The 14123-nt window shown below is 70.5% G+C and carries 12 protein-coding genes; 4 read left to right on the top strand and 8 right to left on the bottom strand.

Going from position 1 to position 14123, the window contains the following annotated elements:
• The 3 genes from MFF22_RS24335 to MFF22_RS24325 all read right to left on the bottom strand — a co-directional run.
• On the bottom strand, nucleotides 1-569 hold a 569-nt coding region (locus MFF22_RS24335; protein ID WP_283206211.1), incomplete at its 3' end, for a sigma factor.
• A 20-nt stretch (nucleotides 570-589) separates the two neighbouring features.
• A complete protein-coding gene (locus MFF22_RS24330) occupies nucleotides 590-961 on the bottom strand; it encodes a cupredoxin domain-containing protein (protein WP_238253333.1) in 372 nt (123 codons plus the stop codon).
• A gap of 7 nt (nucleotides 962-968) precedes the next feature.
• Nucleotides 969-1922 (bottom strand): metallophosphoesterase family protein, encoded by a 954-nt coding sequence (locus MFF22_RS24325; protein WP_238253332.1) that lies wholly within the window; start codon nucleotides 1920-1922, stop codon nucleotides 969-971.
• 263 nt (nucleotides 1923-2185) lie between these two features.
• On the opposite strand from MFF22_RS24325, the gene MFF22_RS24320 reads away from it, so the two are divergent.
• Nucleotides 2186-2473 (top strand): hypothetical protein, encoded by a 288-nt coding sequence (locus MFF22_RS24320; RefSeq protein WP_238253331.1) that lies wholly within the window; start codon nucleotides 2186-2188, stop codon nucleotides 2471-2473.
• Between the two features lie 40 nt (nucleotides 2474-2513).
• Here MFF22_RS24320 and MFF22_RS24315 read toward each other — a convergent pair whose 3' ends face one another.
• Both MFF22_RS24315 and MFF22_RS24310 read right to left on the bottom strand, forming a co-directional pair.
• Nucleotides 2514-4661: a hypothetical protein gene (locus MFF22_RS24315; RefSeq protein ID WP_238253330.1), complete on the bottom strand. Its 2148-nt coding sequence runs from the start codon at nucleotides 4659-4661 to the stop codon at nucleotides 2514-2516.
• A gap of 381 nt (nucleotides 4662-5042) precedes the next feature.
• The gene (locus MFF22_RS24310; protein ID WP_238253329.1) at nucleotides 5043-7355 is read right to left on the bottom strand and encodes a phospholipase C/P1 nuclease family protein; all 2313 of its coding nucleotides are present in this window, start codon (nucleotides 7353-7355) and stop codon (nucleotides 5043-5045) included.
• 261 nt (nucleotides 7356-7616) lie between these two features.
• On the opposite strand from MFF22_RS24310, the gene MFF22_RS24305 reads away from it, so the two are divergent.
• Nucleotides 7617-9008 (top strand): amidase, encoded by a 1392-nt coding sequence (locus tag MFF22_RS24305; RefSeq protein ID WP_238253328.1) that lies wholly within the window; start codon nucleotides 7617-7619, stop codon nucleotides 9006-9008.
• A 262-nt stretch (nucleotides 9009-9270) separates the two neighbouring features.
• Here the strand turns inward: MFF22_RS24305 and MFF22_RS24300 are convergent, their stop codons facing one another.
• The 3 genes from MFF22_RS24300 to MFF22_RS24290 all read right to left on the bottom strand — a co-directional run bounded on the left by MFF22_RS24300 (nucleotide 9271) and on the right by MFF22_RS24290 (nucleotide 11523).
• The gene (locus MFF22_RS24300; protein ID WP_238253327.1) at nucleotides 9271-9546 is read right to left on the bottom strand and encodes a hypothetical protein; all 276 of its coding nucleotides are present in this window, start codon (nucleotides 9544-9546) and stop codon (nucleotides 9271-9273) included.
• A gap of 173 nt (nucleotides 9547-9719) precedes the next feature.
• Nucleotides 9720-11024, bottom strand: a complete 1305-nt coding sequence (locus MFF22_RS24295) for a DUF2254 domain-containing protein (RefSeq protein WP_238253326.1) — start codon at nucleotides 11022-11024, stop codon at nucleotides 9720-9722.
• Nucleotides 11025-11271: 247 nt separating this feature from the next.
• Complete coding sequence (locus MFF22_RS24290; RefSeq protein WP_238253325.1) at nucleotides 11272-11523, bottom strand: hypothetical protein; 252 nt, start codon at nucleotides 11521-11523, stop codon at nucleotides 11272-11274.
• 370 nt (nucleotides 11524-11893) lie between these two features.
• Between MFF22_RS24290 and MFF22_RS24285 the strand changes: the two genes are divergently transcribed.
• Nucleotides 11894-13165 carry a cation:proton antiporter gene (locus MFF22_RS24285; RefSeq protein WP_238253324.1) on the top strand — a complete coding sequence of 424 codons (1272 nt, stop codon included), beginning with the start codon at nucleotides 11894-11896 and terminating at the stop codon, nucleotides 13163-13165.
• Between the two features lie 144 nt (nucleotides 13166-13309).
• Nucleotides 13310-14038, top strand: a complete 729-nt coding sequence (locus MFF22_RS24280; protein WP_370877593.1) for a lysophospholipid acyltransferase family protein — start codon at nucleotides 13310-13312, stop codon at nucleotides 14036-14038.
• Nucleotides 14039-14123 lie beyond the last annotated feature (85 nt).

The following is a 14123-nucleotide window of genomic DNA, read 5'->3' as shown; positions in this document are numbered from 1 at the left end:
GCGGTCACCCCCGAGGCCGCCTCGCCCTCGCGCAGGAGGGCGGCCTCGGGGGTGACCGCGTCCGGGTCCGGGAAGTCCCGGGCCTCCGTCTCGCCGTCCGGTGGCCCATCCGCCGGTGCGGGGTCATCGAGCGGTTCGCAGCGCCCCCGGTCGCGGAGACGTGCGTTGGCCCAGCTCCGGACGCAATTGCGCACGATCGCCAGGAGCCAGGCCCGGGCGTCGCCGCCCCGATGGCCCCCGAAGGCCCGGAAGGCCCGCAGGAACGCCTCCTGCACGATGTCGTCGGCGGCGTCGGCATCCCGCGTCAGGAAGCGGGCGAGGGTGTAGGCGGCGTCGAGATGCGGCAGCACGACGTCGCGGAACGAAGCGGCGGGGGGACCTGCATCCGGTGGCTGTTCCGCCGCCGCACGGCTGGCCCGGTGGCCGACGCGGTCCGCGCCGGCGCCGGACCACGAGCCCCCGATGGCAGCCTGGAGCACCAGGGCCGCCCCACTGGCGGCGCGGGGCGGCATCGCGGCTTTGGCAAGCCACCCCGGAAGGCCGAAGGTCGTCCACGCGCCCGTTCTCACGAGACCGCCTCCGTGCCGGATCATTCCGGCGCGTCCCGCACGACGACCTTGCCGGTCATGTGCGGGTGGAGAGAGCAGAAGTAAGGATACTCCCCCTTCGCCGGGAAGGTGAAGGTGAAGCGGTCGTCGGTGTCGAGCGTCTTGGAACGGAACCGCCCGGACGGCGACACGACGGTGTGCGGGATGTCGTCGCCGTTGATCCAGGTGACCGTCGTGCCCGGCGCCACGGTGACGACCTCCGGACTGAAGGTGAAGTTGTCGATGCGGACGATGCGCTCCTGCGCCGTGTCGGCCGGTCCCGCGGTCGCCGGGTTAAGGCCGAGGGCCAGGGCGGCGGTCAGCACGGCCGCGGGGTAAAACCAGCGGCGGAGGGAGGGGATGGTCGCGGTCATGGCGCACTCAGCCCGCGAGGGGAGTATCGATGATCGCCAGCGGCCCGGCGCCCCCGACGAGGCTCACGCTCGCGACCCCCAACAGCTTGCGCAAGTCACCCGCGGGCACCTTCATCGGCCCCGGCGAGGGGGCCGAGCCCGGCGCCGGCTGGGGGAACGCCGTCGAGCGGGCGGTATGAAAGGCGATGTGGCCCTCGACCTTCTGGATGATCTGGTGGATGTGCCCGTTGAGCACCGTCACCGAGCCGAAGCGTCTCAGAAGCGCCAGCGCCCGGCCGCCGTCCTGCGTGCCCCAGCCCCATTCGGGATAGACCGTCCAGAGCGGGATATGCGCGAAGACGACGACGGGCGTGCTGGCGGACAGGCCGGCCACGTCGCGCTCCAGCCAATCGAGCTGGTCTTCGCCGAGGTTGCCGAGGCCCCCCGCCTTCAGATCCACGACGTTGACGAGGCCGATGAAGTGGACGCCGTTCCGGTCGAAGCTGGTCCAGCCGGCCCCGCGCGATCCCTTGCCGTAGCGGCCGAGGTAGGCGCGGCCCTGCCCGTTGTCGAGGAGATCGTGCTCGCCGGGCACGAAGAACGTCGGCAAGCCGGTTTCCCGTAGGATCTGGTCGGCATCGTCGAACTCACGCTCCTTCGACAGGTGGCTGATGTCACCGGTATGGATGAGGAACGCCGGCTTCTCCGGCAGCAGCGCGATCTTCCGGACCGCCTCCCGGAGCGTGCCGAGGGCATCGGGATTGGCCGCCTTGTCGAAGCCGACATGGCTGTCGCTGATCTGCAGGAAGGTGAACGGCGCCGGCTCCGTCCCGGCCGCCAGGGCCTTCTCCAGCCCCATCGCCCGGGGAAGGCCGCCGCCGAGCGACCAGAGGAGGCCGGTCCCGGCCCATGCCATGCATTCGAGGACGCCCCGGCGATCCGGGCCGGGCGATCCGTCATCGGGCTGTCGGAGATCGTTCATGATCCGCTTCCGGTGAGATCCGGGACGTCGGCGTCCCTTCCCATCCGGATCGCGGGAGGCCCCGGAATATTCCCGGTCGCCGATGGCGAGCCTGCGAGTGCGTCAGAAGGCTGCCCGCGGCGGGGCCGGAGGGGAATGGGCCGATCTTCCGTCGCCCGGAATAAAGTCGAACCGCTCCGGGTCCGGATACTCCGTGGGGCCAGGAGCCCTTCGATCCAGGCCGGCCTCCGCTGCCCGATGCCGGCCGCATCCGGGAGTGAACCATGTCGATCATCCGCCCCACCCGCCACGGACGCACCGCCCTCGTCGGGACTTTGGCCCTCCTCGGCTCCTTGCCTGTCATGGCGGCGCAGGCCGGTCCCCGCGACACGCGGGTCGCCCTCCCTCCGACGGCCTACGCTGCCGGTGTCGCCGATCCGGACCGGACCGGGAGCATCCCCGCAGACCCGCTCCCCGCCTTGCGAAGCAGCGTTCTCGGCAATGCCGAGGCGCCGGAACGCGAGCCGATCGCCCAGCGCCTCGGCAACACCTCGGGCGGGGGCCTGCGCTGACCGGCCCCGACAGAGGCGAGACCAGGACCGCGCCGGCACCCTAAGGCGGCGCGGTCGTGCCCTTTCCGCGCTGCGGCAAACCGGTGATGTCGTCCAGAACCAGCTGGCTCAGGGCGCAGATGAACGAGGACCGCCGGTAGCCGTCATGGCGCGACAGCGCGTTGTCGAAGGCGCGAACGTTCCAGAACGGGTCGTTCCCCAGGGAGATCGGTGCGATCCCCGTCAGGGGGAGCCCGTGCTGGAAACGCACCGCGGGGGAATTCTGGCCGTCGCCGCCCCCCTCCGGCGGGTCGAGATCCTGGCTGTCCCAGCCGGCCCCGTTCTGCGCCGCCCGCCGCTGCCGGGCCCGGATCAGCCAATGTTTCGCCGGGGGGCAATCGATCTCCGCATCGGCCAGCGCCCCGTAGGCGTGAAACCGTTCCGAGACGCTGGTGGCGAGTCCCGACATCTCGTGCGTCGTCCCGAACGGCGCCCCCGAGGGCTGCGCGTCGGCCAGGACGCCCGCGGCGGGTCGCGGCGGATCGAGATTGCCGATCGTGTGGGATTCCTCCGGCAGGCTGATCTGAAACGGGAAGGTCGCGGCCACGACGGAGAGGGCCCGCAGCGGCAGGGTCAGGAGGCCGTTGGGGAAATCGGCCTCCCGCGGAAGCGCGCAACTCATGCCCCGGGGCGAACGATGCTCGAACCGGGCGGCGGCGCGATCGAGGAAAGCCGCCGCCGGCCGGAAGTCGAACTTGAAGGCCGGGAACAGGTCGTGGGTCGCCCAGTCGTAGTTGACGCCCGCGTCGAACATCGCGTCGGTGCCCGCGAGCCGTTGCCGGATCCGCGCCCGCGCGTCCTGGAAGCCGTCATCGACGTCGAGCCCGATCCACGCGCAGTCGCCCGGCCGCAATCCCCCGGCCGGGAAGGCGAGCGCCGCGGTCACCGACATCACGATCGGCCGCTGGGCGATCGGGAACAGGCCGCTGTCCCGCGCCACCTCCTCGGGCGAGGTGCCGGCGTCGGCGCGGAAGGAGACGCGCTCCCAGACCGCACGCTGGATCGCCGTCCACTTGGTCGCCTCGGAGGCCGGGTTGATGAGGACCACGAGGTCGCCGAGCACCGGTGGAAGCACCTCGCCGAACCGATGGCGCCGGACGGCCTTCAGGAGGTCGTCCTTCAGCCCGGTGGCGAGCATGTTGCCGCCGAGGCTATGCCCGGCCACGACGAACGTGTTGTGGCGGTCGCCACCATCGGGTCCCGGGCGTCTCAGGGTCCCCTCGATGCTGCGCAGCGCCGAGATCGCAGCGGGCGCGATGGCCTCGCTCACGGGCTTCCGGTCGAACAGGGTCGCGCCGGCCGAGAGATTGCCCAGGAAGCCCCCGAGCGGCGCACCGAAGGTATCGATCAGGCCACGCTCGTCGACGCGGGCACCGCGCCATCCCACGTAGATCGCCGTGACCTTCACATCGCAGACGCTCGGGTCCGTCCGGCATCGGTCCCGCAGGAAGCGGGCGGCATGCGCCGCGTAGAAGCGGAGGTCGGCGACGTTGGAATCCCCGATCCGCGCATCGTGGCGCCAGCCATGCACGAAGGCGATGACGTAGTGGCGTCCGGTGGCGAGGTGCTGGGTCAGGGCGTCGAGTTGGGTGATGACCGGCTTGAGCCCCTTCGCCGGCATCGCCCGTGCGCGCATCTCGCCTTCCATCGCATGACGCAACATGGCGCTGTTGATGGCCACGTCGCTGTCGCCGGAGCGCGAGACGAGGGCGTAGGGCTCGCCGTCTTCCTTGAACTCCAGGAAGCCCAATGTGTAGTCGAGGGGTTGCCCGCCCTGCGCCGAGGGAACGACGTGCCGCTGGAGGGCGCATCGCAGCCTCATCCGCCAGCGCGGGTCGTCGCGGAACGCATTCTCGTCGTTGGTCGGGTCCAGCACGCCGTCGGCATCGGGCGCGGCGGTGGCCGGAATGGCGCCCTTCGCCTCGCTGAGAATGGTCCAACCGGTCTGGAGACCTTCGCGGCATTCCGGGACGGCCGGATCGAGGTCGCGATAGGCCCGGCCCCCGGGGGTCGAGAGGACACCGTAGTTCAGGAAGAGGACGCCGAGGACCGCGAGCAGGATGGCGGCCACGGCGTAGCCGATCCCGCCGACGACGCGCCGGAGCGCACGCCACCCCACCCGAACGAATCCCCCTCGGCGATTGGGCATGGTCGCGGCGTCCTACCCTTGGCCCGAACCCGCCCCGTCGATCGGCGTGCCGAAGCCGTCATGGCTTACCCCAAGCATGTCCGATTCGCGCGAGGGTCGTATCCGACCGGAACGCGCCCGCTCAGGAGAAGGGGGATCCCCCCACCCTCGTCCTCATCCTGAGGTGCCGCGAAGCGGCCTCGAAGGAGGGTCCCAGGGATCGCGGCGCCCTCTGGAGCCCTCCTTCGAGGCCGTCGTTTCACGACGGCACCTCAGGATGAGGACGAGTGTGGGAATCTTGGGCGCGCGTCGCAGGGCGATCCGCTCTTCACAACCCCGGCGGGAACGGATCCGAGATCCTGCCCGGTGAATCAGACCGGTTCGTGTGAAGCGCACGCCAATTCACCGCCGCGGTGGGCGCTTCCGGCCGGGCGGCGGCGCGGGGGGCTGCGCCCCATCGCCCGGCCGGCTCAGGACCGGCCCGATCTTGTCCAAGGTCAGGGACGGTACGAAGGCCGGATCCTGGTAGATGGCGGCGAGCGTTTCCTCAGGGATGGCCCCCGCATGCCCTGGCAGGGGTGTGGCCGCCGCCGCGAAGGCCGCATCCCAGATCGCCGCGAGATAACGGGCGCCCGCCCCCATGACCTGTGCCGTCTGGTTCCCGAACGACGCCCACAGCCCGTCCACGACCCGCACGGAGGTTCCGCCGCCGAGGGCGATATACCGGTCCACCAGATCGCCTGGCGCCAGGATCGCCGCGGACTGCGCCATGAGCCTCACCGTCGCGAAGGCGGCGTCCCGGCCATCGGCGATCGGCGGGATCTGGCCCGCGAAGGACTGCACCGCAGGCCCGATCATCGGCTGCAGCACCGTCTCGTACCGATCGACCATCTTGTCCTCGTACGTCGCATGCACGCCCTTCCCGGGCCACTTCTTGGCGCTGGGGTCGGAGGGGTCCTTGCGGCCGTCGGAGAGGTAGGAGCCGTGCAGCGGCTGGCAGGCGTCGCCCACGTAGTGCGAGACGATGCCGGCGGCGCAGAGGAACCGCGCCATGTCCCGGGCCCGCAACGCGGCGACCATCGCGTCGAAGAATTGCCAGACCCGGAACGGCAGCAGACCTTCCGAACGTGCCTCGGTGGCGCCGTTGGCCTGATACCACCGCTCCCAGACCGCCGGATCCATGTTGGCGATGTCCGCGAGCGTGAGGTCGCGCAAGGTCCGTCCGTCGGCGCCGGGCAGATCGATATCCGCGTAATGGTTGGGGTGCTCCGGCCCTGCATTGCGCGCGTAATCGCGCCCGCCGGGGACGTCGGCCCTGACCTTCTTCCAGACGAGGTCGGGCACGTCGGCCAACTCCACGAAGTCCCCGTTGTTGAGCTTTTGCCGGATGGTGGCCGCGTCGAGTTCGTCGGGACGGAAGCTGATCCGCTCGACATTCGCGGTGAGGAAGGCCTTGAGGTTCAGGTCCTTCACCAAGCCGATGGCCACGGTGGCGATGCTGTAGTGTCCGACCTGGCCCCAATACGGATTGGCGCCGGCATTGTGACCGGTGACGAGATCGACATCGAGGAGTTGGCAGGCCGTGCTCAGCCCGGTCGCCAGGGCGAAGTTGAAGCGCCTGTCCGCGGAGCCGAGGATGGTCTGCCCACCCCACTCGACGGCCATCGGCCGCAGGATCGTCGTGGCCTTGCCGTGCGCGTCCCTGGCGGTGGTGCGCAGATGCCAGACCATGCCGGAATCACCGGGTCCCGTCTGCGTCGCGCCCTCGCCGGGCGAGATGAGGAATTCGGAGACGTAGTCGTAGCCGGCGAGCGACTTGTGGCGATAGAACAGCGCCTTGATCGTCCCTTCGAGCGCCCCCGAGGCCGCCCCGTAGGCCCGGACCGGCTGGTCGATGAGTTGGAGCCCGAGGTTCAGCTCGTTCAGATCGGCGACGTCGCCCACCTCCTCGTCCAGGCCGTACACTTGGCTGGACCAGTCGTTGACGGCCTGGACGTCGATCAGGCCGATATCGAGGGCGAGATAGGTCCGGCGGCCGGGAAATTCCGGGAAGACCTCGGACAGGGGCATCCGGCTCAACTGGTCGGCCGCGGTGGTGCCCACGGGGACGAGGCTGCCCCGCAGCATCGCCTTGATCTCCGAGCCGGGCTCCCCGGCGACGTGGCGGTTCGTGAGGGCGTATGTCCGGTGGCCGTCCGTCACCAGACAGCCCACGGTGGCCCGGTGGCGCTCGCCCTGGACGTCCGCGAAGATCGGAAAGCCGCACCCGATATAGGCCGAGGGCCAGCGCGCGTCGGACAAGGCGCCCGCCACGGGAACGCCTGGCTTGACCGCCACGACGCAGACCGGTGCAGCCCGCCCGTCGGGCAGGTAGAGGGTGCGCGGGACCATGTGGTCCGGATCGACGCCGGCTCGCCCGAACTGCGTCGCCTCGAGCCAGTCCTTGACGAAGACCAGAATGCAGGGCCACGAATAGGGCCGAACTTCCGAATTCGCGAAGGTCCGCTCGCCCTTGGGCGCCCGCGGGACGCTGCCGTCCGGCGATCCTCGCTCCGTCGGCCACGGGTCCGACTTCCGGATGAGGTAGAGCCCGACGGCGGTCCCGACCACATTCGCCTTGTTCATCAGATGCCAGTGGTAGAGGTCGCGGGCCTCCAAAAGATCCTTGAGCGAGAGACTCCGGAAATTCATCGCGTTCGTCAGAACATCGATCATGATGATCCTCCCACCAAGACGGTATCCTGGGCCGCATGTGTGACGCTGATGCGTAGGCCGGCGGCGGACGGGCGGCATGAACGCTGCATCGCTAAGACCGCGGTCGTGGCCCGATCGGAACCGGCAGGCCCCCTGCGGATCGCGACGTCACCGCCGCCCGGCATGGACGGGGTTGCTTTCCCCGGGGGCCGGTTCTGCTCCCCTCGGTGCCCGCCAGGACCACACGGTCGATCCCACCTCCCGTCAGCATGCAGTGAGCCGATGCCCGAACTCGATCCCGTCCACGCCTCCGCGGCCGAACTCGGCCGGGCGATCCGGTCGCGCAGTCTCTCGCCGGTCGATGCGGTCGACGCGCTCCTTGACCGCATCGGGGCGCTCGAACCGAAGCTTCAGGCCTTCACCGAGGTGTTCGGCGCCGACGCGCGGCTCGCGGCGGAGGGCGCCGACCGGGCGATCCGCTCGGGCCACGCGGTGGGGCCGCTCCACGGCGTCCCGGTGGTGCTCAAGGACCTGATCGACCTGGAGGGCCGGATCACCATGGGCGGCTCGGCCGCCCATCGCGACCGCCGGGCCGCGCGCACGGCGACGGTGGCCCGGCGCCTCATCGCCCAGTGCATGATCGTGCTGGGCAAGACCCACACGGTCGAGTTCGCCTACGGCGGCTGGGGCACCAACCAGCACCTCGGCACGCCCTGGAACCCCTGGGATCCGCAGACGCCGCGCACGCCCGGTGGTTCGAGCAGCGGCACCGGAGTCGCGGTGGCGGCCCGCATGGCGCCCTGGGGCATCGGGACCGATACGGGCGGATCGGTGCGGCTGCCCGCCTCGTTCTGCGGGCTCACCGGGCTTAAGGTGACGGTGGGGCGCATCTCGACCTGGGGGATCGTGCCGCTCTCGACCACGCTGGACACGCCCGGCCCCCTCGCCCGGACCGCGGAGGATGCCGCCCTCCTCTACGAGGCGATCTCCGGCCCCGATCCCCTCGATCCGACCACACGCGGCATCCAGCCGGACGCGCCCTGGCCGATGCTGAATCGGGGTGTCCGTGGCTTGCGGCTGGGACGGATGCCGGTGGTGGAGCGGGAGGGCGTCGATCCCGCCACGCTGGCCGCCTACGATGCGGCCCTCGACGTGCTGGCCGGCCAGGGGGCCGAGATCGTCGACATCGCCCTGCCCTTCCGGTTCAGCGACTGCGTGGCGATGAGCGCGATCGCCAACGCGGAGGCCTATTGCGTCAACGGCGCCCTGGCCGAGGACCCCGCCGCGCCGCTCGGCGACGCCGTGAGGGCCCGTATCCTGGCCGGCGCGAACGTCTCGGCCCAGGAGTATCTCGGCACGCTCCACCGCCGCGCCGAGATGAAGCTGCACTACGCCTCTGCCCTGGCGGGAATCGACGCCCTGCTGACGCCGACCACGGAATCCGCCGCGGTAGCGCTCTCCGCAGTGGACGAAGCGCACCTGCCCTCGCGCTTCACCCGCTTCGGCAACCTGCTCGATCTCTGCGCCCTGGCGATTCCGAACGGGGCCACCGCCTCAGGGTTGCCTCTCTCGCTGCAGATCGTCTGCCGGGGCTACGAGGAGGCGATGGCCTTGCGGATTGGTCAGGCCTACCAGCGGGCGACCGACTGGCACCTGCGCCGGCCACCGGTGTGAGCGGGAGCCGGGCGAACCCCCTTGGAGAGGAACGGCGCCTTTGCGAAGCATCACGAATACGGCTGTGTGAGTCTCCCGAACCAATACGCGCCGGTCTTCGAGGTCCTGAAAGGCTGACGCCGGTCTCCCATCCCGGGAGGCGCAGGCGGCCGACACGGCTTGGACACGCGGAAAGACGGACATGAACGGGGGCGGGACACCCCCGGCATCCCGCCCCCCGATTGCTGTCGTCGCCGGGTTCAAAGACCCGGCGAGGGCGCGATCACATCCGGTGGCCGCGGTGATGGCCCATCATGTGGCCGCGCATGTGGTGGTGGCCCATCATGTGATGGCCGCGATGGTGGCGCATCATGTGGCCGCGCATATGGCGGTGGCCCATCATGTGGCCGCGATGGCCGCGCATGTCATCCATCCGCACCTCGGTGAGCGTGGTCGGGGCATCGACCGCGCCGATCATGCCGGGAGCGGCGGAAGCCGGGGCCACGGAGGCGGCACCCAGGGTGGCCAGGATGGCGGCGGCGAACAGAGTCTTCTTCACGGGCGTCCTCGTATCGTTGTTGCCGGCCTGCCGTCGGATGTGACGCCGGCCGGGATCCGAGGAACGGCTCAGCTTCGGTTCCCGTTCCGTGCGATACGTTGTCCGCCCCGCCGGCGCCCTCACCCCGTGGTTCCGATCCTTCCGGTGTTCGGGACCGGGGTTGCCGGGCGGCGTCAGGCCCTCGGGGTGCCGGCCGCCGGGGCGATGGCGCGGATGCGCCGGAAGCGGTCTTCCAGGTCGGCGAGGTCGGACGAGTCCGGCACGTCGCGCCGAGCGGCGGCGATGACGAGACCCGCGTGGCGGCACAGTTCGGAGGATCGGTCGGGCCGCCGCTCGACCTCGGCGACCCGGGCCAGCACGTCGAGCATCCGCCCCAGCACATGCGCGGAGCCGGCTGCGTTCTGGCGGATCATGTGGAACATGGCATCGCACAGCCCGTCGTAGTCGGTCACGGGATGCACGAGCACCACGCGTCCTTCCCGGACCGCCGTGCCGGTCGGTAGGTGCCGCGCGGCGACGCGGCACAGGGCGTCGCCGAGATGATCGACGACGCTGCCGGCGGTGAAGGGATCGTTGATGCCGGGCGAGAGCGCCCGGACGGCGATCTCGACCAGTTGGCGGATCGAGTATTCCAGGTCCTGGAGGGCGGCCGGACGGCGCCCGAAGGTCAGCGTCCGTGAGATGGCCGCCTCCGCATCACCGCCACCGGCCGAGACGAAGGCGACGGGATAGCCGCTGGGCACGTAGTCGCCAGGCCGGACCCGCAATGCGATGGTCAGGTCGTGCTCGTGGGCCCAGTCGGCCAGCCCCTCGACATCGACGGCCTGGAGGTAGCCGGAACCTTTCCCGACGACCGCGTTCGCATAGGGACGCTCGGACGGGCGTGCCTCGTCCGCCTCATCGAGGGTGCGCGCCTCCACGGCCTTGCACAGGTCCCCGTAGACCGCGTCGACCACCGTCTCGACGTTGATGCTGGCGGCGATGTGGTGGACGAACCAGACGAGCGTCGCCAGGGACAGGAGCGCCAGGGCGATGGCCCCGGTGATGGCGAGATGGGGGACGAACGGGCTTTCCTGCACCGTGCGTACGGTGCGCAGGACCATCAGGGCGTAGGCGAAGGTCCCGAGGAAGATGCCCAGCACGATCTGGTTGCGGGCATCGCGGGTGAAGTTGCGCAGCAGCCGCGGGCCCATCTGCCCCGATGCCAGCGACAGCGCCGCGATCGTGATGGAGAAGGTCGTACCCGCGACCCCGATGGTCGACGAGGCCACCGCGCTGAGCAGCGCCCGCGCGCCCTCGGCGCCCCCCGAGTAGCCCCAGTTCTGATCGGGCGAGGAGGCGTCGTAGCCGGCGATGTGCGCCGTCTCCAGCCAGACCCCGGCCTGGGCCAGCGCGATGCAGCCGAGGACGATCAAAGCCGGGCGGAGCCAGAACAGGTCGCCGAGGGCCTCGATCCAGGCACTCAGACGCGCCTTCATGGGTGCGCCTCCCCAGGATCGCCACGGCCGCCGGCTTTGCGGCAGGGCCGCGGTGAGAGGGCCGCGGAGGTCCAGCGCCTGCGCCGCCCGTACCGACCGCATGCCGGCCCGTCGTGGATCGGGACATGGCTCGCCGGGTCCGGCAGGGCGACGTTAGCCGCGGCCGAAGTGTGTGTCACGTCGGACCGCGGCCTCTCATCGGTGTTCCGCAAGGGCATATCGTCCCCGCGGGTCGCGTGTACGGGGATCAGCGCGCCGGGCCGCCGGTCGTTCCGCCATATTGCTGACCGCGTGCGCCGCGCGAGGGCATCGCGGCGTTGCCACGGCTGGCCGAACCCTGGCGCATCCGGTGGCGCCGGTGCATGCGAACCTGGATGAGGTCGGCATTCGCCGGGCTGGACACGCCCGCGGCATTCATCGGCAGGGCGGACGAGGGCAGGGTCGAGGCGCAGAGGCCGAGGCCGGCGAGAAGGGCCGAGGCGAAGATGGCATGCTTCACGTGTGTCGCTCCTGGTCGTGTGGTCGGGAGGGAAAGTCCCACCACGGTCGCCGCCGACCGCATCTGGGGCTCCCGTCGGGTGATGACGATCGTCGGGCATGCCCGGCGCTCGGGTCCGCGGTCGAGAACGAACGGTCGCCGGAAACGTTCGGAAAAAATTGAATGCCCAAGGCTTATCGTCCGCCCCCTCCCCAGCTGGGTTCTGCATTCGAATTGTCCGGCGCCGTTCATCGGCGGGGTGCGTCCCCGGGCCACTCGGACCCTCGGCCACGAACCGCGACGTGCGAGGCGACCGAACGGCCCCGTCCGCGTTGAGCGTAGTCTTCAACGACCCGCCCGCACGCGACTGCGGCAAGGGTGAGGGGCCCCGGTGATCTCCATCTTCGACCTCGCGGCGATGCTGCTGACCCTGTCGGCGCTATTCGGCTGGCTGAACCGCCGCTTCCTGCGGATGCCACACACCATCGGCCTTCTGGTGATGGGCCTGCTCGCCTCGCTCGCCCTCCTGGGGCTCGACGTGGTCTTCCCCGGGCAGCATCTTCTGGGGGATCTCACCCGCATCTTGGAGCAGCTCGATTTCACCGATGTGGTGATGAACGGCATGTTGGCCTTTCTGCTGTTCGCGGGGGCCATGAACCTCGATTTGCGGGCCCTGCGTGACCGGGCCGGGGCAGTCGCGACGCTGGCGCTCGTGGGGACTGTGATCTCGACGGCCCTGGTCGGCGCCGCCTTCTGGGCCGCGGGGCAGGCCCTCGGCCATCCGGTGCCGTTGCCCTGGGCGCTGGTCTTCGGGGCGCTGATCAGCCCGACCGACCCGGTGGCGGTGCTGGCGACCTTGAAGAACGTGGAGGTTCCGGAGGCCCTCGAAATCGAGATGCAGGGCGAAGCGCTGTTCAACGACGGCATCGGCATCGTGCTGTTTACGGTGCTCGTGGCCTTCGCAGCCGGATCGGGCGGCGAGGCGACGAGCGTCGGCGGAGTCGCGCGGCTGCTCCTGCAGGAAGCCGGGGGCGGCCTCGCCCTCGGGGTGGTGACCGGCTACGTCGCCTACCGCGCCATACGGGCGATCGACGATTTTCCGGTCGAAGTGCTGATCACCCTGGCGCTCGTGGCGGGGACCTACGCCCTCGCCCAGAAACTCGGTGCCAGCGGCCCCCTCGCCGTGGTCGCGGCCGGGCTGCTGGTCGGGGAGCGCGCGCCGCGTTACGCCATGAGCGACAACACCCAGAAATACGTGTCTGCCCTGTGGACGCTGATCGACGAGGTCCTGAACTCGGTCCTGTTCCTGCTGATCGGCCTGGAAGTCCTTGTCCTGCGCTTCCAGGTCTCCGGGCTGACGCTGGCGGGCTGCGCGATTCCCATCGTGCTCGTCGCCCGCCTCGTCGCGGTCTCCGCGCCGGTCCTGCTGTTCCGCTGGGGCGGCCACCTCTCCCTCGGCAACGTGCCGTTCCTGACCTGGGCGGGCGTGCGCGGCGGCATCTCGGTGGCGCTGGCCCTCTCGGTCCCGGAGAGCGAGGCCAAGCCCGCGATCCTGGCGGCAACCTATGCGGTGGTGCTGTTCACCATCATCGCGCAGGGATCGACACTCGCCCTCGTCGCCCGGCGGACCCTGCGGGCGAGGTCCGGCCGCGGGGAGCCGTGACAACCCGGCGCGGCCGTTCCCCCCGCCGGGGCATCCACTCCGGCAGTTGTGAGTTGAGCACCTGACGAAACGCCGTGCGTCCCGCCCCGCGAGGCGCTATTCCCACGCCCTGCCCTGGCTCGGGCCCTATCACGAGGCCTCACCTTGGCACGCCTCCGGTTCTTTCTGTTCGCCTCGTATTGGATGGGGTGGACGGCTCTGTTCCTCGCGCCGCTCATCGTCTTCGCGCTGATCGGGAAGCCGACACGCCCGATCCGGGCGGCGACCCGCCTGTGGGCGCACGGCATCCTCCTGGGGTTACGCCGCATCGTCGGGCTGAACTACGTCGAGGAGGGACGGGAGCACATCCCCTCGGAGCCCTGCCTGATCGTCGCGAACCACCAGTCCGCGTGGGAGACCCTGGCCTTCCTCGTGCTCATCCCGGACGTGGCCATCATCGCCAAGCGCGAATTGCTGGCCGTCCCGGTGGTCGGGTGGTTCCTGCGCCGCTCGCCGATGATCGTCATCGATCGCACCAACGGCACGCAGGCCCTGCGCACGATGATCGACGGATGCCAGCAGGCCGTCGCGGCTGGCCGGTCGGTGCTGATCTTCCCGGAGGGGACCCGCGGGGAGATGGCCGATCCGGTGCGGTTCAAGCGCGGCGTCGAACTGCTCTATGGCCGGCTCGGCCTGAAGGTGGTCCCGGTCGCGGTGAATTCCGGCCTGTTCTGGCCCGGCGGCGGCCCGGCTCGGGCGGGCACCGTCGTCGTGAGCTATCTCGCCGCCGTCGACCGGGCCCTGCCGACCGCCGAGTTCCTGCGCAGCACGGAGGGGGCCATCGACCGGGAGCTTGACCGCTGGCGGGCCGCCGGCGCGACGGTCGGCGCCTAGTGCTCCGGTGCACTCACTTCGTTCAAGCACATGATCCCAAGCTTTGTCTTCGCATCAATTTTCCCAGAGTCGGGTAACGCCTCCG

The sequence above is a fragment of the Methylobacterium persicinum genome (genome assembly GCF_022179525.1).
Lineage (GTDB): Bacteria > Pseudomonadota > Alphaproteobacteria > Rhizobiales > Beijerinckiaceae > Methylobacterium > Methylobacterium persicinum.
Note: the sequence above shows the minus strand (reverse complement) of the source record. Positions and strands in the feature narration are given on the sequence as shown.

Coding starts and splice junctions, on each gene's coding strand:
- MFF22_RS24315 (WP_238253330.1), bottom strand. CDS start 4,661: ATGCCCAATCGCCGAGGGGGATTCGTTCGGGTGGGGTGGCGTGCGCTC.
- MFF22_RS24305 (WP_238253328.1), top strand. CDS start 7,617: ATGCCCGAACTCGATCCCGTCCACGCCTCCGCGGCCGAACTCGGCCGG.
- MFF22_RS24295 (WP_238253326.1), bottom strand. CDS start 11,024: ATGAAGGCGCGTCTGAGTGCCTGGATCGAGGCCCTCGGCGACCTGTTC.
- MFF22_RS24320 (WP_238253331.1), top strand. CDS start 2,186: ATGTCGATCATCCGCCCCACCCGCCACGGACGCACCGCCCTCGTCGGG.
- MFF22_RS24330 (WP_238253333.1), bottom strand. CDS start 961: ATGACCGCGACCATCCCCTCCCTCCGCCGCTGGTTTTACCCCGCGGCC.
- MFF22_RS24325 (WP_238253332.1), bottom strand. CDS start 1,922: ATGAACGATCTCCGACAGCCCGATGACGGATCGCCCGGCCCGGATCGC.
- MFF22_RS24310 (WP_238253329.1), bottom strand. CDS start 7,355: ATGATCGATGTTCTGACGAACGCGATGAATTTCCGGAGTCTCTCGCTC.